Origin of the sequence: Micromonospora sp. CA-263727 (assembly GCF_050942455.1) — a bacterium.
Classification (GTDB): domain Bacteria; phylum Actinomycetota; class Actinomycetes; order Mycobacteriales; family Micromonosporaceae; genus Micromonospora.
The window spans coordinates 4,325,903-4,343,812 of sequence record NZ_CP192031.1; the positions used below are offsets into that span (position 1 = coordinate 4,325,903).

General features: G+C 69.6%; 17 protein-coding genes. 7 read left to right on the forward strand and 10 right to left on the reverse strand.

The genetic code is table 11. From position 1 onward, the window contains the following. Window positions 1-10: 10 nt before the first annotated feature. Together ACQPYA_RS18930 and ACQPYA_RS18935 are read right to left on the reverse strand one after the other, a co-directional pair. A complete protein-coding gene (locus ACQPYA_RS18930; protein WP_433528422.1) occupies window positions 11-712 on the reverse strand; it encodes a DUF6218 family protein in 702 nt (233 codons plus the stop codon). A gap of 440 nt (window positions 713-1,152) precedes the next feature. Further along, on the reverse strand, window positions 1,153-2,301 hold the full coding sequence (locus tag ACQPYA_RS18935; protein ID WP_433528423.1) for a flavin reductase: 1,149 nt from the start codon (window positions 2,299-2,301) through the stop codon (window positions 1,153-1,155). A 266-nt stretch (window positions 2,302-2,567) separates the two neighbouring features. On the opposite strand from ACQPYA_RS18935, the gene ACQPYA_RS18940 reads away from it, so the two are divergent. Both ACQPYA_RS18940 and ACQPYA_RS18945 read left to right on the forward strand, forming a co-directional pair. Beyond that, window positions 2,568-3,560 (forward strand): Gfo/Idh/MocA family protein, encoded by a 993-nt coding sequence (locus ACQPYA_RS18940; protein WP_433528424.1) that lies wholly within the window; start codon window positions 2,568-2,570, stop codon window positions 3,558-3,560. Window positions 3,561-3,653: 93 nt separating this feature from the next. Next, the gene (locus ACQPYA_RS18945) at window positions 3,654-4,811 is read left to right on the forward strand and encodes a PucR family transcriptional regulator (RefSeq protein WP_433528425.1); all 1,158 of its coding nucleotides are present in this window, start codon (window positions 3,654-3,656) and stop codon (window positions 4,809-4,811) included. On the opposite strand, the gene ACQPYA_RS18950 is transcribed toward ACQPYA_RS18945, so the two are convergent. From ACQPYA_RS18950 to ACQPYA_RS18960, 3 genes are all read right to left on the reverse strand, one after another. Then, a complete protein-coding gene (locus tag ACQPYA_RS18950) occupies window positions 4,798-5,595 on the reverse strand; it encodes an alpha/beta fold hydrolase (protein WP_433528426.1) in 798 nt (265 codons plus the stop codon). The genes ACQPYA_RS18945 and ACQPYA_RS18950 overlap by 14 nt on opposite strands. Then, window positions 5,592-6,155 (reverse strand): carboxymuconolactone decarboxylase family protein, encoded by a 564-nt coding sequence (locus ACQPYA_RS18955; protein ID WP_433528427.1) that lies wholly within the window; start codon window positions 6,153-6,155, stop codon window positions 5,592-5,594. Before ACQPYA_RS18955 ends, ACQPYA_RS18950 begins: the two co-directional genes overlap by 4 nt. A gap of 76 nt (window positions 6,156-6,231) precedes the next feature. Continuing rightward, window positions 6,232-7,314 carry an LLM class flavin-dependent oxidoreductase gene (locus ACQPYA_RS18960; RefSeq protein WP_433528428.1) on the reverse strand — a complete coding sequence of 361 codons (1,083 nt, stop codon included), beginning with the start codon at window positions 7,312-7,314 and terminating at the stop codon, window positions 6,232-6,234. Between the two features lie 345 nt (window positions 7,315-7,659). Between ACQPYA_RS18960 and ACQPYA_RS18965 the strand changes: the two genes are divergently transcribed. The 4 genes from ACQPYA_RS18965 to ACQPYA_RS18980 all read left to right on the forward strand — a co-directional run bounded on the left by ACQPYA_RS18965 (window position 7,660) and on the right by ACQPYA_RS18980 (window position 11,394). Next, a complete protein-coding gene (locus ACQPYA_RS18965; RefSeq protein WP_433528429.1) occupies window positions 7,660-8,718 on the forward strand; it encodes a hypothetical protein in 1,059 nt (352 codons plus the stop codon). A 117-nt stretch (window positions 8,719-8,835) separates the two neighbouring features. Next, window positions 8,836-9,678 (forward strand): ABC transporter permease, encoded by an 843-nt coding sequence (locus ACQPYA_RS18970; protein ID WP_433528430.1) that lies wholly within the window; start codon window positions 8,836-8,838, stop codon window positions 9,676-9,678. After that, the gene (locus tag ACQPYA_RS18975; protein WP_433528431.1) at window positions 9,675-10,658 is read left to right on the forward strand and encodes an ABC transporter permease; all 984 of its coding nucleotides are present in this window, start codon (window positions 9,675-9,677) and stop codon (window positions 10,656-10,658) included. Before ACQPYA_RS18970 ends, ACQPYA_RS18975 begins: the two co-directional genes overlap by 4 nt. Continuing rightward, window positions 10,651-11,394, forward strand: coding sequence for an ABC transporter ATP-binding protein (locus ACQPYA_RS18980; RefSeq protein WP_433528432.1), 744 nt, complete (start codon window positions 10,651-10,653; stop codon window positions 11,392-11,394). The genes ACQPYA_RS18975 and ACQPYA_RS18980 overlap by 8 nt, the downstream gene beginning before the upstream one ends. Before the next feature lie 66 nt (window positions 11,395-11,460). On the opposite strand, the gene ACQPYA_RS18985 is transcribed toward ACQPYA_RS18980, so the two are convergent. Both ACQPYA_RS18985 and ACQPYA_RS18990 read right to left on the reverse strand, forming a co-directional pair. Beyond that, window positions 11,461-12,327, reverse strand: a complete 867-nt coding sequence (locus ACQPYA_RS18985) for a fumarylacetoacetate hydrolase family protein (protein ID WP_433528433.1) — start codon at window positions 12,325-12,327, stop codon at window positions 11,461-11,463. Window positions 12,328-12,332: 5 nt separating this feature from the next. Beyond that, window positions 12,333-13,418, reverse strand: a complete 1,086-nt coding sequence (locus ACQPYA_RS18990) for an Ldh family oxidoreductase (RefSeq protein ID WP_433528434.1) — start codon at window positions 13,416-13,418, stop codon at window positions 12,333-12,335. Window positions 13,419-13,521: 103 nt separating this feature from the next. Between ACQPYA_RS18990 and ACQPYA_RS18995 the strand changes: the two genes are divergently transcribed. Then, complete coding sequence (locus ACQPYA_RS18995) at window positions 13,522-14,607, forward strand: amidohydrolase family protein (protein ID WP_433528435.1); 1,086 nt, start codon at window positions 13,522-13,524, stop codon at window positions 14,605-14,607. A 28-nt stretch (window positions 14,608-14,635) separates the two neighbouring features. Here ACQPYA_RS18995 and ACQPYA_RS19000 read toward each other — a convergent pair whose 3' ends face one another. Genes ACQPYA_RS19000 through ACQPYA_RS19010 form a run of 3 tightly spaced genes read right to left on the reverse strand, consistent with a single transcriptional unit; the run spans window position 14,636 to window position 17,878 of the window. After that, complete coding sequence (locus ACQPYA_RS19000; RefSeq protein WP_433528436.1) at window positions 14,636-15,715, reverse strand: Gfo/Idh/MocA family protein; 1,080 nt, start codon at window positions 15,713-15,715, stop codon at window positions 14,636-14,638. Beyond that, window positions 15,712-16,860, reverse strand: coding sequence for a Gfo/Idh/MocA family protein (locus ACQPYA_RS19005; protein WP_433528437.1), 1,149 nt, complete (start codon window positions 16,858-16,860; stop codon window positions 15,712-15,714). Before ACQPYA_RS19005 ends, ACQPYA_RS19000 begins: the two co-directional genes overlap by 4 nt. A gap of 1 nt (window position 16,861) precedes the next feature. Beyond that, entirely contained in the window at window positions 16,862-17,878 is a 1,017-nt protein-coding gene (locus tag ACQPYA_RS19010; RefSeq protein WP_433528438.1) for an amidohydrolase family protein, read from the reverse strand. Window positions 17,879-17,910 lie beyond the last annotated feature (32 nt).

A 17,910-nucleotide genomic window follows, 5' to 3' on the forward strand; every position in this document is an offset into this window, starting at 1 on the left:
CTCCGCTCCCCTACACCGGCGTCGCTGTGTTATTGGCCACCGCTTCACGAAGTCGCGACAGCCAGCGTGGCGGCAGCGGCAGTGGCTCACCCAATGAGCGCAGGTAGGTGCGCCGGTAACGGGTCTGCTCGGTGTCCTCCCACAACTGAGCTGTCACCATGACAGCCGACGTCAGCGCCAGGGCGGCCGCCGCGACCGGTGAAGCAGCTGCCGGCTGTACAGACGCGCGTTGCGCGAGTTCTTTCCGGTCCGGCATCTCGGTCGGCCAGGCAAGCGAGACGACCTTCGACTTCGTCATCGCGCGATGCCGCTCAACGGCTTCGTCGTACTGGGCCCGCTGCTCGCCGATCTCGTCAAGCAGGTCGGGGATCGTAAGGACGTTGCCCTTCAGACCAGAAACCATCGGGGCCGGCAACAGGTGGCTGATCCTGTCCAGGATGCTCGCTGCGGATTCGGCCTCCCAATCGATCAGGCACCTGTCCTGCAGCAACCGAAAGACCGCGACCAGTTGGTCGGCGTCACGCTCAGCCTCGTCAATGCGCAGCACCCAGGCACCGCCGGCACGCCCGGTGGCACTCAACCGCCAGACAGCCAACGCCTCGCCACCGTCACTGTCGGCACCGATCGCGAGGACGGCATGGCCACGCACGCCGGGCACATAGTCAACTGGGCCAGCACGTTCGTCGTCGAATCGATCGACATCGGATGCCACGGCTCTCCTCCTCGGTCGAAAAGGGAGGCTCGATGTAACCACTCGCGACGGCATCCCAAATCAGGTGAAGGGCCATCGCTCCTTGGTCCAAAGTGCAGCCTCGACATCCATCCGGGTAATCCGCACCAGCGACGAGCACCCGTAGACACCGTTGGCACCGGTGATATTGCCTTCCTTCATCCTTTGCTCTGCCTCAACCGACGCAACGGCCACCTTCCATAGCCGCCCTTCAGTACAGGACGGGACGTGGCCCCCGTGGTCCGGTTGGCTCGCGCTGGCCGGTTGGTGCCGGTCGGCTGCTTCCGCGTGGGTTGAAGCAGAGCAAAGTCTCCCGCGCCCCTACCGGAGCCGACCTGGGCGTGTGGATAGCTATCAGCCATTCCGTCGTCTGGTAGCGGTGACGCAGGGCCCCTCCGCCCACCGACTTCCCGGACGCTCGGTCAGAGACGGCCGCCGGTGCAGGAGAGGATCTCGCGTACCCGTTCCTTGGCCAGCTCGCAGTAGTCGACGGCCGCCTGCTTCGCGGCGCTCGCGTCACGCTGCTCGAAGGCTTTCACCAGGCGCTCCTGCACCTCCACGAACTTCTGCGAGGTCGCGGGCGTCGAGCCGAACGAGCGGGTCATCACGCTCTTGATGCCGAGGCGTCCGAACGTCGCGGTGAGCAGCGGGTTGCCGGCGAGGGCCACGAGGTGCTCGTGGAAGTCGTAGTTGGCGTCGAGGTAGCCGTGGAAGTCGACGAACCGGTCCCCGACGAGCAGCACCGCCATCGCGTCGAAGCGGCGGCGCAGCTCGGCCACCTCGTCGTCGGTCACCCGATGCATCGCGAGCGCGATGGCCCCGAGTTCGATGGCCAGCCGGGCGTCGAACGTCTCGTCCGACGTGCGCACGTCGAACGGCGCGATGACGTAGCCGCGCTCCGAGTCGCGGTAGACCAGCCCGTCGAGCGACAGCCGGGTGAGCGCGTAGAACGCGGCGGCCTCGTCGACGTCGAGCTGGATCGCCAGCTCCTCCAGCGGCAGCGTGTAGTCGGCCGGGTACACCCGGCTCAGGATGAGTTCCCGGGCGCGGCCGTAGACCTCGTCGTCGCGGGCGAAAGCGAACCGGCCGAATCCGCCCCGGAAGTAGGTCAGCGGCTGCCCCTTGCCCGCGGTCGCGGACACCACCCGGCCGAGAAAGATCGTGTGGGTGCCGCCGACGACCGTCTCGGCCACCTCGCATTCGAGGTGCGCGAGCGCGTCGGTGAGCAGCGGCAGGCCCAGCGCCCCGGTGTGCAGGGCGACGCGACGAAACTTGTCGCTGCTGGCGGTCGCGAACTGCCGGGCGAGGTCGCCCTGGCCCTCGCTGAGCACGTTGACCGCGTACCGTCCGGCGGCGGAGACCGCCGCGGCGGTGGGCACCGCGTTGTTGATGCAGGCGAGCATCATCGGCGGGTCGAGCGACAGTGATGTCACCGAGCTGGCGGTCATGCCGTGCCGCTTCGCCCCGGCCTCGGTCGTGATGACCGTGACCCCGCTGGCCAGGTGGCCGACGACGTGCCGGAAGTGGGCCGCGTCGACCGAGGGTGGCGTGTTGGTGCTGGCCGGGTTCATTCCCTACCTCCGTCGTCGCCTTCCGAGGCCGGCTGCCGGTGCCGCCCGGCCCAGTACCACCCATCGAACATCGCGGTCCAACCGCGCGCACTGACGCGAGCCGTGAAACTGCGGGAGTTCTGGTGCCGTTCGCCGTACGACGGGACGCGGCCCCGCCCATACACCGCGACGCGCCCTGGTGGGCTGACGGGTTCCGGCAACGCCGGACCGGAAATTCACGGCCCTGGACAGTCCGTTGGCGAGGTCGGGCGGGCTTCACTTCGGGGGTGACAAACGCAGCCGTCATCGGCCTCGGATGGTGGGGCCAGAAGATCGTCGCCGACCTGGCCGACAGCGAGCATGTCCGGGTCGTCATGGGCGTGGATGTCCTGGAGTCGGCCCGGGCGCGGGTGACGCAGCGGGGCATCCGGCTGGCGACCTCGTTCGAGGATGCCCTCGCGGACGAGGCGGTCGAGGCGGTTGTCCTCTGCACACCGCACCGCCGGCACGCCGAGCAGATCGTGGCGGCGGCAGCGGCCGGGAAGCACGTCTTCTGCGAGAAACCGCTGACCACCAACGGCGCCGAGGCCCGGGCCGCGATCGCCGCGGTGCAGGCGGCCGGCGTGCAGCTCGGCATCGGCCACGAGCGCAGGTTCGAGCCGGCGGTCGTGCGGCTGCGGGAGATGTGCGGCGACGGGCAGCTCGGCACGCCGCTGGTGTTCGAGGGCAACTTCAGCCAGGACAAGTTTCTCGACCTGCCGGGCGACAACTGGCGGCTCTCCGCGACGGAGGCCCCGGTGGGGCCGCTCTCCGCGACCGGGATCCACCTCGTCGACCTCGCGATAGCGATCTTCGGCCGTCCGGTCGAGGTGTGGGCGCGGCTCGGCACCCATGCGACGGCGTTCGCCAACGGTGACACCCTCACCGTCACGATGGGCTTCGCGCACGGCCGCACCGCCTTGATCACGGCCGTGCTCACCACGCCGTTCGCCGGCCGGGTGACCCTGCTCGGATCGAAGGCGTGGGTGGAGATCCGGGACCGCAACCACCCCGAGCATCCCAGAGGTTGGGACGTGGTCACCGTCCGCCGCGGATCGGAGCCGGAGACCGCGTTCTTCCCGCCCCACCCGAGCGTACGCGAGAACATCGAGGCCTTCGCCCGCGCCGCCGCCGGTGGCGCCCCCTATCCGGTGTCCCACGACGAGATGCTCGCCAACGTCGACGCGTTCGAGGCCATTTCCCGCTCGGCCCGCACTGGCCTGGTGGAACGTGTTGGATAATGGCCCATGAGCAGCAGCGGCCCCGAATGGTTCGACAGCAGACCGCTTCCGGAGCCGGTTCGCGAGTGCGCCGAGAGCCTCCCGATCGAGAAAATGATCGAAACCGTCCTGGACCGGTGCATCTCCACGGCGTTTCCGCAGCATGCCCAGGACGAGGAGTTCGTCGGTCGCCTGCGTGCGAGCGTCTCGCAGAACGCGTACGCGCTGCGCGACGTCCTCGTCGGTCGCACCGCCCTCGACGATGTCGCGCTGGACCAGGTGCTGAGCTTCGCGACCGTCCAGGCGCAGCTCCGAATCCCCCAGAAGGTGATGCAACGGTCCTACCGGATCAGCTTCTACACCCAGTGGGAGCTGTGGGCGATGCACCTGCGCCGGGCACTGGTCGCGGCCGACGTGCCCCGCGACGAGGCGTTGGAGATCCAGGCGCAGCTCACCCGTAGCCTCCTCACCTATCAGGACCACGTCGCATCCCGGGTCGCCGACACCTACACCCGCGACTACGAGGCCCTCAACCGCTCACGGGCCCACGTGCGCAAGAGCCTCGTGCGCGACATCCTGCGCGGCGAGGGCCGGCTGCTCTCGGCGAGCGACCTCGCGATCCTCGCCTACCCGCTCGACGCCCACCACGTGGCCGTCCTGCTGCCGCAGATGCCGGAGGGCGCCGCCTCCCACCTCGCCGACGGCCTGCGGGCGGCGACCAGGAGCCACCAGTCGCTGCCCTACGCGCTGACCCTCGGCAGCACGGCGGTGTGGCTCTGCCGGCTGGAGCCCTGGCCGGCCGTCGCGATGGAGTCGATCTCCGATCTGCTGGCGAAGGTGGGCGCGATCGGCACGATCAGCAACCCGGGTCAGGGTGTTGACGGCTTCGTCGCGGGGCTGCGCCAGGCGCAGGACGCCGAGCGGGTCCGGGCCGCCTGGGGCAGCGCCGACGCGCGCACCGTCTTCCGCTACGCCGACGTGCAGTTGGAGATCCTGCTGCTCCAGGACCAGGAGCTGGCCCGCACGTTCGTCGAGGCGGAACTCGGGCCGCTCGCCCAGCACACGAACGACGCCGCCCGGTTGCGGGAGACGTTGGAGGCGTCGTTCCGCTTCGGCAGCCATGTCGCCGCCGCCGACTACATGCAGCTGCACGAACACACCGTACGGAACCGGCTGCACAAGGCGGAGGCGCTGCTCGGGCATCCGCTGCACGAGCGGCGCACCGAGTTGCAGGTCGCCCTGCGGCTGTTTCGGCTCTTCAGGGAGAGCTGAGGAAACCGCAGACGGCGTCGACGAACGGCTGCGGATGCTCGTACGCGGTGGCGTGTCGTCCCGGTAGCCAGCTCACCGTCGCCGCCGGGAGCCTCTCCCCCAGCCACCGTGCCGCCAGCCGGAACGGCAACGCGTCGTCGACCCCGCACGCCACGAGCACCGGCGCCTCGACCGATGCCACCAGTCCGGTCGTGTCCGCCGTGGCCAGCGCCAGGCAGGTGCGGGCATAGCCCTCCGGGTCACCGGCGAGCAGGATCCGGCGTACGCGGGTGGCGGTCGCCGCCTCGTCGCGGCGGAACGCCTCGGTGAGCCACAGGCTCTCCATCGGCTCGACGACCGCCGCGAGGCCCTCCCGCCGCACGACCTCCGCGCGCTGACGCCACATGGCCTGCATGGCCTCCGGGTAGACGGCCACGGTGTCGGCCAGCACGAGCCGCCGCACGAGGTGGGGCCGCCGGGCGGCGAGGGTGAGCGCGACCAGCCCGCCGAGGGAGACACCGACGAGGTCGACCCGTTCTTCTCCGGCGAGCTGCCGCTCGACCGCGTCCGCGAAGTCCTCCACCGTCGCCTCCGGCGGCGGCAGCGCGGCCGACCCGTGGCCGAGCAGGTCGGGCACGATCGGCGTGCCCACGGTGTCGGGGAGCGCCTCGACCACGCGGTCCCAGAAGCGGTGGTCGACGCCGAGCGGATGCAGCAGGACCAGCGGGACGCTGACGCCGCCACCTCGCGCCGCGCCAGCAGCGCGAGACGCCACGCCGCGGTAGCTGGTGGCCCGCTCGCTCATCCGCGCTCCCGTGCCGGCAGTCGCGGGGCCCCGTCCGGCGGTGGCGTCCGTGCGGCGTTCATGATCATCGCCAGGGTCGCGTAGTAGCCGGCCGCGCCGACCACCTCGACGATCCGCTCCGCGCCGAGCATGCGCAGCGCCTCCTCGTACACGCTGTCGGAGATCTGCCGGGTCGAGTGCAACTCGTCGACGAGGTCGTGGACGACGCCGATCTCGGGCCGGCCGCCGGTTGGCCGCCGGCCCTGGGCGACGGCCTCGACGACGTCGGCCGGCAGGCCGGCGCGAAGCGCGAGCGGATGGTGGTAGCCGAACTCGAACTCCTGGTCCCAGGCCCGCGCGACGTAGAGGACCACCAGCTCGAAGAGGTCACGGTCGAGCACGCTGCCGAATCGCAGGTGCTCGCCGACGAGTTGCAGTCGGGTCATCAGCTCGGGGCTGCGCAGCAGCGGCACGAACGGCCCGATGATCGCCCCGCGGGGGCCGGCGGCGATCCGGGCGGCGGCCTCGCGCTGCGCCTCGGTCAACTCGGCGTCGGGCGGCATGGGCAGGCGGTCGCTCATGCCGCCACCTCGCTCCGCTCGGCGTCGACCTGAGCGTCCTCCGCGCCGCGTCGATGATTCGCTCGCTGACGCTCGCTCACGCCGCGCTGCCCAGGGTCGCGTTGACGTTGGGCATGACCTGCTGCGCCATCAGTTCCATCGAGCGGCGGGCAAGGGCCTCGTCCACCCAGTCGAGCCCGGCGTAGACGAGTTCGCCGAAGGCGCCGATCTCGTCGTGCAGCGCGAGGAGCTGCTTGGTGACCGACTCGGGGGTGCCGGTGATGACCAGCTTGTCGAGGACGTGGTCGAGCGTCACCTCGTCGTCCGGCTGGTCCTGGTGGGTCTTGAAGAGCCCGAGGCGGCCGAGCTTGCGCATCTTCTTCAACATCTGGGAGTAGTAGAAGCGGTACGGGCTGTCCGCGTCCCCGCGCCCGTAGCTCTCCGCCACGGCCGGGTCGTCGGCGACGAAGACCGTGCGCGCCACCCGCCAGTCGGCGGGGTCGGCCACCTCGCCGACCGCCTCCTTGCCCTGCACGTAGTTGAGCCAGTGCGTGGCGACCCACTGTGGCAGCAGGAAGTTGGCCGACAGCGGGTGGAAGTCGCGCTGGCCCATCGCGATCACGCCCTTGGAGTAGGGCGCCACCACGGTGCCGACGATCTCGGGGCGGGGCTGTTGGAGCGGTTTGGGCAGGATTCCGACGCCGAAGTCGTAGTCGAGGGTGGTCTCGGTGGTGACCTTGAAACGGTTGCCCGGCAGGTCGATGGAGTAGGGCGGGTCCAGCTCCCAGATCCTGGTGATCACATCGATCGCCTCGGCGAACATCTGGTTGCGGTCCTCGTGCAGGATGCCGAGCGCCTCCGCGTCGGAGGTCAGGGCACCCGGGCTGATGCCGAGGATGAACCGGCCGTTGCTCAGGTGGTCGAACATCGCCGAGTTCGCGGCGACGAGCACGGGGTGCTGCTGCGACAGGTTGGTGGTGCCGGTCGCGAGCCGGATCTGCCGCGTGTCGGAGATCAGCGTCGCGAGGAAGAGCAGACTGTTGGTGATGTTCTCATGCTGGTCGGTGAGGTGCTCGCCGATGAAGGCGTCGTGGAAGCCCAGCGCGTCGGCCAGGATGACGGCGGCCCGGTCCTCCTGGAGGGTCTGGGCCCAGGTCCGGCCGAGCGGATGTAGCGGCATGGAGAAGTAACCCAGTCTCACGGCTTGCTCTCGCTTTCTGTGCCTGCCGGGACGGTGTGCCCCCGCACATCCGGGAGTCTCGTTGCGGGCCGGGGTCGGGTGCAGTGGCGCGAGCTGTGAATCTGGCGGCGGTCGATGACGCGAGCCGTCAATACCCTCAGCGACCGCCCAGAGCGCTCCAGGGCCGGCCGTGTTAAGGCCCGGTGGCCTCTCTGTTACAGGCTCCGCCAACCCCCTCGCCGAAAAATAACGGCCTGGGACATCGCGGGGACCTGGACACCTGCATGTAATGAGTGACCAGAGTCACCCCCTGGCGAAGGGCTCGTGGACGAAGGGCAGGACAACGTGCAGCTCACACGACGACTACGACTGGCGGCGCTCGGCATGGCCGCGGCGCTGCTGGCTCTGGCCGGCTGCGGCGGCGGTGCCGCCGGCGACGGCGATACGAAGGTCATCCGCTTCGCGTTCGCCCCGGACCCGGTCTGGGACCTGATGAAGGACGCAGGCGTCATCCGGCAGTGGGAACAGACGAACGGCGTACGGATCGAAACAAGCACCACGTGGGATGAATTCACCTATTTCGCCGGTGGTCACGGCGACATCGTCTCGATGTCCACCCAGGAGACCCCGGTCCTGGAGGCCGAGACCGGCATCAAGACGGTCACCTTCGGCAAGTACAACTACCAGCGGGTGCCGTTGCTGCGCCGCAGCGGCGACCCGTACCGGACCCTCGCCGACGTGCCGAAGGGCTCGAAGATCTGCGTCTCCGGCCCGACCTCCAACACCGCGTTCTGGACGGTGCTGGCCAAGGAGATGCACGGCCTCGACTACCGGGTCGGCGGCGGCGACTTCCGACTGATCGTCAACGATCACTTCGTCAACCCCACCAACCTGTTGCGCCGCGACTGCGAGGTGGCGGCCGTGATCCCCGAGGCCGCCGTCCCCCAGCTACGCAAGGGCGAACTCGAAATCATGTACGACGGGAAGCTCCCCTTCCAGCTCTACAAGGAGTTCGCGCCGGTGAGCGACGGCAAGCTGCACGTTCTCGGCAACAACTTCACCGCCACCGAGGAGTGGTTCGACAACAACCGGGATCTCGCCATCAAGTTCCTCGAACTCTGGCAGACCGGCATCGACATGTGGAAGGAGAAGAAGGCCGAGACGGTCGCGAGGTACCCGCAGCACTTCTCGGTCGAGTCCAAGGAAGACATCGACTTCATGACCCAGTTCGTCAGCGGTGACAACGACTGGTTCGTCGACAGTCCCTTCCTGGAGGACCAGGCGTGGATCGACTCCGAGACCGCGATCTGGACGATCATGAAGAACCTCAACCCCGACAACGCGAACTTCCTGGCGGCCAACGCCCCGACCCCGCGCTTCGAGACCCTCAGTCCCAGCAGCTGACCGGCGCGGCGTCGCGGGACGGGAACTTCCTGACCCCGTCCCCGGCGCCGCGGCGGACAAGGCCGCCAACTCCAAGCCATCTGAATACATCCAAGCCATTCGAGCAGAGGAGATTCCGTGGCAACCGCAGTTGCCTCACCCCCGGCCGCCGGCCCACCCCGCGTCAGTGAAGAGGAACGTGTCCGGGCAGCCACGCGCAGGGCGCGGATCAACGTCATCGTCTGGCGCCTCGCCGGCTACGCGTTCTTTCTCGGCCTCTGGGAGTTCGCCTCGGGCCGTCTCATGGACGAGAGGCTTCTGCCGGGCCCGGTCGACGTGCTCCGCACCTTCGGCAGGCTCTGGGCGACCGGCAAGGTGCCGGGCGCCTTCGCCGACACCCTGACCCGCATCGCGATCGGGTTCGCGATCGCGTTCGTCGTCGGCGCCGCGGTCGGAATCCTGATGCAGAACCGCCTGCTCAACGGGTTCTTCCGCGACGCGGTCACGATCGGGGTCACGACCCCGGGCCTGATCTGGGCACTGATCACCGCCATCATCTTCGGCAACCGGACCTGGGGGCCGCTGCTCGCGATCGTGCTCACCACGTTCGCGCTGATCAGCGTCAACGTCGCCGAGGGCATCAAGGCGCTGCCGAAGGACCTCATCGACATGGCGAAGTCGTTCGGGGTCGGCGTCGTGCGACGCAACCGTCAGATCGTCATCCCGCACCTGGCGCCGTACATCTTCACCGGGGTCCGGTTCGGCTTCTCCATCGCATGGAAGGTCACCGTGCTGACCGAGGTCTTCTCCTCGTCGAGCGGGATCGGCTTCGAGATGCGTACGGCGAGCCAGCTGTTCCGGCTGCCGGAGTTCCTTACCTGGATCCTCGCGTTCTACGTGTTCGCGCTGTTGCTGGAGAAGGTCGTCCTCGAGGTGATCGAGCGTCGGTTCTTTGCCTGGAGGGACACGATCAAGCCATGAGCGGCATCGAGACCAAACCCGCCGAGAAGGACGTCGCCTCCTCCGCTCCGGCCGAGGCGACGCCGAGCCGCCGGCGTCGGCATCCGGTGGTCCGCGCGCTGACCAGCTCGGTCGCGGGACGCATCGCCTTCCCGATCGTGTGCCTGATCGTCTGGCTGCTGTCGATCAGGATCGTCGGCGCGATCTGGCCGTTCGCCGTCGACGTGCTGCCCAACCCCAGCCAGGTCGCCGGCTTCATGTGGAACGAGCTCACCGGCGACACGCTGGCCCCCCGCAACGTCTACGAGACGTTCGGCATCTCGCTGCGGCGACTCGGCATCGGCATGGCCATCGCGATGGCGATCGGCACCCTCATCGGCCTCGGCATGGGGCTGTCGAGGCGGGTCAACGCCTTCTTCAACGACTGGGTGGTGGCCGTCCTCGCGATGCCCAACCTGGCCTGGGCGTTGTTCTGTAGCCTGGCGTTCGGCTTCGGCGACACGGGCCCGATCATCACCGTGGTGCTCACCGGCATACCGTTCGTGATCATCAACGTCCGGGAGGGCGTCCGCAACGCGCCACGCGACCTCCACGACATGGCCCGGGCATTCGGCGTCAGCCGGGTGGACACCATCCGGCACGTGCTGCTTCCGTCGCTGATGCCGTTCATGTTCGCCGCCGCCCGCTACGCGTTCGCGCTCGGGTGGAAGGGACTGGTGGTCGCCGAGGTCTTCGGCGGCATGGACGGCGCCGGCTGGACCATCAAGTTCTGGTACGACGCCCACCGGGCGTACGGCGTCATCGGGTACGCGCTGCTGTTCGTCGTCTTCGCCCTGCTGTTCGAGAAGTTCCTCTTCGACCGCCTCTCCGCCTACTTCTTCCGCTGGCGGCCGGCGGTCAACGCCGCCGACATCGTGGAGCAGCGGTTCGAGGCGAACGTACCCAAAGCTGCCGCCCGCACCGAGGGCGGCGACGAGACGAGGAGAAGCCGCGATGGCTGAGATCAAGGTCCGCGACCTGCGCAAGGAGTTCGGTGTCGGCGACGACAAGGTCGTTGCCCTGGAAGGCGTCAACCTCGACATCAGCGGCCACGTGTTCGTCTCGATCGTCGGCGCCTCGGGCTGTGGCAAGTCGACCCTGCTCAACATTCTCAGCGGCATCGAGACGCCGACCCACGGCGACGTGCAGATCAGCCAGGACGGCAAGCCGGCCGCCAAGGGCTACGTCTTCCAGTCCGCCCGGCTGCTGCCGTGGCGCACGGTGATGGACAATCTGCTGTTCGTGCAGAAGGACCGCTCGGAGGAGACCCGGGCCCGTTGCCAGCACTACCTCGACATGGTCCAGCTCGGCGACAAGGGCAAGAAGTATCCGGGTGAGCTTTCCGGCGGGATGCAGCAACGGGTGGGCATCGCGCGGGCCTTCTCCACCGAGCCCGACGTGCTCTTCATGGACGAGCCGTTCAGCCACCTCGACGCGATCACCGCACGCACGCTGCGGGCCGAGTTGCAGAACATGTGGCAGGAGACCAGGAAGACCATCATCTTCGTCACCCACGACGTGGGCGAGGCGGTCGAGCTCTCCAACCGCATCCTCGTGTTCGCCAAGGGCGGGCGGATGGCCGACGACCTCGCGGTGCCGCTGCCCTTCCCCCGTGAGGTGGCGGACCCGGAGGTCGCCGTCGCGAAGGCGAACGTCTTCCGGACCTTCGAGAGCATCGGGGCGTTGGCCGTGAGCTGATCCGCGGGCGACCGCGACGAGGGCGTGCGACGCGGGGGCGGCCGAGGCCGCCCCCGCGTCGCGTGCTCAGACCGCCGGGTTGGTCAGCGTGCCGAGGCCGTCGACGCTGACCTCGATCACGTCACCGGCGCGCAGGTAACGCGGCGGGGTGGAACCGATCCCCACCCCGGCCGGCGTGCCGGTGGCGATCACGTCGCCGGGTTCGAGCAGCACCGACGCGGAGATCGTGGCGATCAGCGTCGGGATGTCGAAGATGAGGTCCTTGACCGGGGCGGCCTGCCGCACCTCGCCGTTGACCGTCGTGCGGACCCACAGCTGCGTCACGTCGGTGATCTCGTCACGGGTGACCAGCGCCGGGCCCATCGGGCAGTACGTCGCCGCGCTCTTGCCGAGGAAGAACTGCACATGCCGGCGCTGTAGCTCCCGTACGGTCATGTCGTTGACGATGGTGTAGCCGTAGACGTGGTCGAAGGCGTCGCTCGCGGCGATCCCCCGGCCACCCCGCCCGATCACGACCGCCAGCTCACCCTCGTAGTCGCTGGTGCCGGTCTCGTCCGCGGAGACGTCGATCGGGTCGCCGGGCCCCACCAGCGACGACAGCGCCTTGGAGAACACGATCGGGTGGTCGGGCAGCGCCTGCCTCTGCGAGGCGTCGAACCCGCTGCCGGCGAACTCCGCGGCGTGCTCGACGTAGTTCTTGCCGATGCACATGATGTTGTTGCGGGGCCGGATCGGCGCCAGCAGGCGCACCTCGGCCAGCGGGATGCCGGGCCCCGAGGCGAGCAGCGTCGCGGCGCGCGCCAGCGCGGCGTCACCGGCGGCGACGAAATCGACCATCGAGGTCGGCAGCCCGTCGTCGAACGCGACGACCTCGTCGCCGCTTGCTCCCCGCAGTGCGCCGATCCGCGTACGGCCGTCGCGCGCGAAGGTCACCAACCTCATTGCACCCCTCCCAGTCCCCGCCGCGGTGACGGATCCTCGTATCCGTGCGGGGGCGCGACGCCGAGCTGACGCCCCCGTTGCACAAGCCCGGCCAGCACCGTCGGCTCCGGGTCGAAGCCGTGCTCCCGATGGTGGGCCCACGCGCGCGCCGCCGCGTCGCCCGGCAGCCGGACGGCCTCGCCGTCGGCGGGGTCGGCCGAGCGCAGCTCGTCGAGGTGGCGGGTGAGGTCGCCGAGCACCTCCTCGACGGGCCGGAAGAGGTCGGCCCGGAACGCCACCAGCAGCTGGCCGGTGTTGGTCGGGGTGACCGGGTCGACCCGGTGGTCGACCACCGAGCGGCCGAACGCCGCGCCGTTGAGCACCCCGGCAAGCAGGCCGATCGCCATCGTCAACCCGGAACCCTTGTAGCCGCCGATCGGCACGAGGAACCCCTCGTCGGCGCGGTGCGGGTCGGTGATCGGCTCGCCGTCGGCGTCGACCACCCAGCCGACCGGAAGCCGTTCACCGGCGAGACGGGCGACCTTGATGCCGCCGTGGGAGGCGGTCGTGGTCGCGATGTCGAGAAGGAAGGGGTGACCACCGGCCGCCGGGATCGCCACCGCGAGCGGGTTGGTGCCGAGGATCGGTTCGCGGCCACCCCACGGCGGCATGCCGTTGGCGTTCGCGACCGCGAAGTAGAGCCCGACCAGCCCGCGTTCGGCCAGCATCAGCGGGTAGAGCCCGGCCGCGCCGGCATGGTTGGACCGCACGGTGCCGACCACCGCCACCCCCGATTCGAGTGCCTTCTCCGCGGCGATCCGCGCCGCCAGGGTCACCGCCACCGGTCCCAGCCCGTTGTCGCCGTCGACCTGCGCCGAGACCGGCGTCTCCGCCAGCACCCGCACGTCGGGCCGCACCGTGATGCCACCGGCGGCGATCCGGTCCAGGTAGGGCAGGACCCGGATCAGTCCGTGACCGCCGCGGCCACGGAAGTCCGCCTCCACGAGCCGGCGGGCGGTCGTCTCGGCGTGCTCGGCCGGCACGTCGTAGGCGCTGAACAGTGCCGCGGTGAAGCCCACGAGGTCGTCGAAGGTGAACGGCATGCGGCGTCAACTCCTGTCAATCATGGAAACCATCAGGTTTGCCGCCGACCCTGCCGCCGGCGCGCATGTCCCGGCCCGGACGCCCGTGGCTAGGGTCGGCGCCATGACGAACGAAGCGACCGGCCGGCCCGGCGAGTGGTGGCAGGACCTCGCTCCGGCGGTGCACCCGAGCACGGCCACGAAACCGGCATACCGAACGGTGGACGTGCACACGCACCTCTCCGTGCCGGCCGGGAACACGCTCGCGGCGCCGCACTTCAAGCCCGAGTTCGAGCCGCGCAGTCTCTTCTCGTCGCCGGAGACGCTGGCCTACAACAGGGAATACCGGGCCAGCGCCCGGCAGAGCGGCCAGTTCGAGGACGCCGAGGCGCGGCTGGCCGACATGGACCGGCAGGGCATCGACATGCAGGTGCTCTCGGTGCCGCCGACGGAGTATTTCTACTGGCTCGACCCCGACGCCGCCCTGGCCGCCTGCCGGCTCCAGCACGAACGCTTCGCCGAGATCGTCGCCGCCCACCCGACCCGGTTCACCGCGGTGGCCAACCTGCCGATGGGTCACCCGTCCCTCGCGGTCGAGGTGATGCGCGAGGCCGCCCGGGAGTACGGGTTCCACGGCTTCGAGATGAGCGCCGACGTCGTCGGGCTCGACCTCGACGACCCGCGCTACGACGTGGTCTGGGAAGCCGCGGTCGAGCTGGGCATGACCGCCATCATGCATCCGCAGGGCTTCACCCACGGGCAGCGCTTCAGCGACTACTACCTGGTCAACGTCATGTGCATGCCGCTGGCCTCGACGCTCGCGGTCACCCGGATGATCCTCGGCGGTGTCTGGCGGCGGCACCCCGACCTCACCATGGTCGTGGTGCACGGCGGCGGCTATCTGCCCTTCTACTCCGCGCGCACGGACCACGCCTACGCGGTACGGCCGGAGTTGCGCAAGCACATCGACCGGCCGCCGAGCGATTATCTCGCGTCGCTCTACTTCGACACCAACGTCTTCGATCCGGCGATGGTCCGCCACCTCGTCGACCGGTTCGGCGCCGACCATGTGTTGCTCGGCACCGACTACCCGTTCGACATGGGCACCGTCGACCCGCTCGGCTTCCTGGCGCAGGTCGACCTGACCGAGGGCGAACGGCGGCTGGTGCTCGGCGGCAACGCGGAGCGGCTGCTGCGGATCCCCGGCTGAAGCGGCCTCGGGCACGGGCATGTGGGCATCAGCCCCGGTTGGCGTACGGTTCCGCCAACGCCAGCCCCGCCTGGTCGCGGGTCAGCGGCAGCGAGACGACCTCGTTGGTCTCCGCGGACAGGTCGGCGGCCAGGTAGACCTCCATCGTCACGCGGGCCAGCTGCGGATCGACCATGACCGGGCGATCGTGGGCGACGGCCTCCAGGAAGTGGGTCGTCTCCCGCTCCATCGGGCCCGCGTAGACGTGGTCGACGAACTCTCCCGGCATCGTCGAGAGCGGGAACTGCACGCCCCGGGCGACGGTGTTGACGACGATGTCGCGGTGGCTGGCGTCGGCGATGACCGCGCCCTCGGTGCCCAGCACCTCGATCCAGGTCGTCGACTGGTTGGGGTAGCCGGGCGGCAGCGACATGCCGGCGCCGATCGTGACGACGACGCCGTCGTCCATCGTGACCAGGACGTACTGCGTGTCGGGAACGCCGAGCGTCGCCTCGCGCACGCCCCAGGCGTTCTGCGAGTAGACCCGCACCGGGCGGCGCGGCTCCAGGCACCAGAACGCGAAGTCGAGATCGTGGGTCGCCTCCATCGCCGCCGGTGACAGCTTGGTGCGCTGGCTGATCTTCGCGCCCAGCGAGCGGGTGATGTGCCGGCTCACCAGGATGCTCGTCACCCTTCCGAGGACGCCCTCGTTGATCGACCGCTTCACCATCGCCTGCTTGGCGTTGAAGCGCTGCGAGTAGCCGATCGTGAACTTCAGGCCGCCGTCGTCGGCCAGCCGGATGAGCTCGTCCGCCTCGTCGAGGGTCAGTGCGATCGGCTTCTCCAGCAGCACGTGCTTGCCGGCCCGGAGCGCCGCCCTGGCCATCGGGTGGTGCAGGTGCTCCGGCGTCGTCGACACCATCACCGCGTCGATCGCCGGGTTGGCGATGATCTCGTGCCAGTCGGCGGTGGCGGTCGTCGGCGACGTCGCCTCGACCAGCTCGGCGAGCCGGTCGGGGTCGGTCTCGGCCAGGTGCAGCTGGTCGACCAGGGCACTGCGGGCGCAGGCCAGGGCGCGGATGCCGCCACACCAGCCGGTGCCGATGACGCCGACGTTGAGCTGCTTCATGACGCTTCCTCTCGCAGGCCCTCGCGGAGCTCTTCCGGGGTGATCGGCAGGGCGACGGGGCGGCCCCGGCGCGCGGACAGGTCCATCGCCATCGTGAGCAGGAGGTTGGAGTGGCCCTCCGCCGCCGTCGCGTGCGGCGTGCGGACGCCCATGGTCAGCCGGCTGAACCAGGTCGTCGTCTCCTCCCGCATCGGCCCCCACAACAGGCCGTCGGAGAGGTCACCCGGCGGGTAACTGCCGACAAAGTCGATGTTCCGTACGGCCGGCGCCGTGAAGCCGCGGCTGTTGTAACCGGCCGGCTGGCCATGCTCGGAGGCGATGATCACGTCCCGGTGCGTGTCCTCGATGTCGATGACACCCTCGGTGCCGACGATGCCGATCTCCAGCCCGTACACCGCGCCGGGCCAGATCGTCGGCAGCGCCCAGCTGATGTTCATGCTGAAGATCGTGCCGTCGTCCATCGTGAAGACGCCGAACGTGGCGTCCTTGGTGCCCATCGGCCCCAGCACCACGTCGGTGGAGCGGGCGTACACCTCCACCGGCATGCGCCCCTCCAGCAGCCACATGCTCATGTCGAGGCTGTGCGTGCCCGACACGACCATCGGGGTCAGGTTGGTGGTGTCGGTGACCTTGCGCAGCGTCGCCTCCGGCACCATCCGGTTCATGAAAGCCCGGGTGACGACCGACGTGACCCGGCCGATCTGCTCGTCACGGAGCCGCTGCTTGACCGCGAGGAACCGGCGGCGGAACCGTTGCGTGTAGCCGACCACGGCGTCCACCCCGGCCGCCTCGATCGCCCGCAGCACCCGCGCGGACTCGACCGGGTCGGTGGCCAACGGCTTCTCGATGAACAGGTCGTGGCCGTGCTCGACCGAGAGCAGGATCGGGTCGACGTGCTCGCGCTCGTCGGTCGCCACGATCACCGCCGTCACCTCCGGTCGCGCGACCAACTCGGCGACATCGGTGGTGGCGAAGTCGGCCCCGGTGTCGGCGGCGAGTTGCCGAAGCGTCTCCTCGTGCACGTCACACAGGCCGAGCCAGGCGACACCGGGATACTCCCGCGCGAGCACCGCCCTGATCCGGCCGATCGCCCCGCAGCCGATCACGGCGAGGCCGATGCCCGCTCCGCTGCCCGGGCCCGCCATCTCAGGCCAGCCCGAGCAGTCGGGCAGCGTTGCCGCCGCTGATCAGGTCGATCTGCTCCTGCGTCAGCCCCGGCGTCGCCCCGATCAGCGCCAGCGGGTCGTCGTCGCCCATGTCGTAGGGATAGTCGGTGCCCAGCAGCACGTGGTCGGCGCCGTAACGGTCGACGAGAAACCTGAGCTGGTCGGTCTCGAAGACCATCGTGTCGAAGTAGAAGTTGCGCAGGTACCCGCCCGGCTGTTGCGGCACCCCCTCGCTGATGTCCTCCCGCGCCCGCCACCCGTGGTCGATGCGGCCCGCGTACGCGGGCAGGTATCCGCCGCCGTGCACGACGAGGATCTTCAGGCCGGGATGCCGGTCGATCACGCCGTTGAAGATGAGGTGCGCCTGCGCCAGGGTCGCCTCGAACGGATGCCCGATGATGTTGACGAAGTTGTGCCCCTGCAACCGCGCGGCGTGCGTGGTGCCCTGCGTGTGGATCACCACGACCACGCCGAGCCGGTCCACCTCCGCCCAGAACGGATCGAGCCGCGCGGAGGAGATCTCCTCCCCCTCGACATGGGTACCGATCTCGATGCCGCGCATGCCAAGCTCGGTCGCGAGGTAACGCAGCTCCCGCACCGCCGCCTCGGTGTCCTGCAGCGGCACCGTGCCCAACGGCGCGAAACGATCAGCGTGCTTGGCGGTCGCCTCGACGATCTCCTCGTTCATCAACCGGGAGACCTTGCTGCCCAGCTCGGCGTCCGCCCAGTAGTAGTACTGGTAGACCGCGATCGCGACCGCCTGCACGTCGACGCCCATGGCGTCCATGTCGGCGAGCCGCACGTCGAGCAGATCCATCTTCGGCTTGATCGCCGCGAGCTGCCGCTCGTTGACCCTGCGGGTGGTGGCGTTGCCATGACCCAGGGCGACCTTCCCGGCGTCGGCTGCCGCTGCCTTCATCAACTCGGCAGCCGGCGCGCACTCCCGATGGCAGTGGATGTCGATCACCGGTCCTTCGGTGCGTTGCGCCCTGGTCATCGCGTGCGGCCCCTTCCCGGCTCCGGACTGGT

Excerpts from the sequence above, each read along its gene's own strand:
- ACQPYA_RS18935 (WP_433528423.1), bottom strand. The coding sequence starts at position 2,301 with ATGAACCCGGCCAGCACCAACACGCCACCCTCGGTCGACGCGGCCCAC.
- ACQPYA_RS18945 (WP_433528425.1), top strand. The coding sequence starts at position 3,654 with ATGATCGAAACCGTCCTGGACCGGTGCATCTCCACGGCGTTTCCGCAG.
- ACQPYA_RS18950 (WP_433528426.1), bottom strand. The coding sequence starts at position 5,595 with ATGAGCGAGCGGGCCACCAGCTACCGCGGCGTGGCGTCTCGCGCTGCT.
- ACQPYA_RS18955 (WP_433528427.1), bottom strand. The coding sequence starts at position 6,155 with ATGAGCGACCGCCTGCCCATGCCGCCCGACGCCGAGTTGACCGAGGCG.
- ACQPYA_RS18960 (WP_433528428.1), bottom strand. The coding sequence starts at position 7,314 with ATGCCGCTACATCCGCTCGGCCGGACCTGGGCCCAGACCCTCCAGGAG.
- ACQPYA_RS18975 (WP_433528431.1), top strand. The coding sequence starts at position 9,675 with ATGAGCGGCATCGAGACCAAACCCGCCGAGAAGGACGTCGCCTCCTCC.
- ACQPYA_RS18980 (WP_433528432.1), top strand. The coding sequence starts at position 10,651 with ATGGCTGAGATCAAGGTCCGCGACCTGCGCAAGGAGTTCGGTGTCGGC.
- ACQPYA_RS18990 (WP_433528434.1), bottom strand. The coding sequence starts at position 13,418 with ATGCCGTTCACCTTCGACGACCTCGTGGGCTTCACCGCGGCACTGTTC.
- ACQPYA_RS18995 (WP_433528435.1), top strand. The coding sequence starts at position 13,522 with ATGACGAACGAAGCGACCGGCCGGCCCGGCGAGTGGTGGCAGGACCTC.
- ACQPYA_RS19000 (WP_433528436.1), bottom strand. The coding sequence starts at position 15,715 with ATGAAGCAGCTCAACGTCGGCGTCATCGGCACCGGCTGGTGTGGCGGC.
- ACQPYA_RS19005 (WP_433528437.1), bottom strand. The coding sequence starts at position 16,860 with ATGGCGGGCCCGGGCAGCGGAGCGGGCATCGGCCTCGCCGTGATCGGC.
- ACQPYA_RS19010 (WP_433528438.1), bottom strand. The coding sequence starts at position 17,878 with ATGACCAGGGCGCAACGCACCGAAGGACCGGTGATCGACATCCACTGC.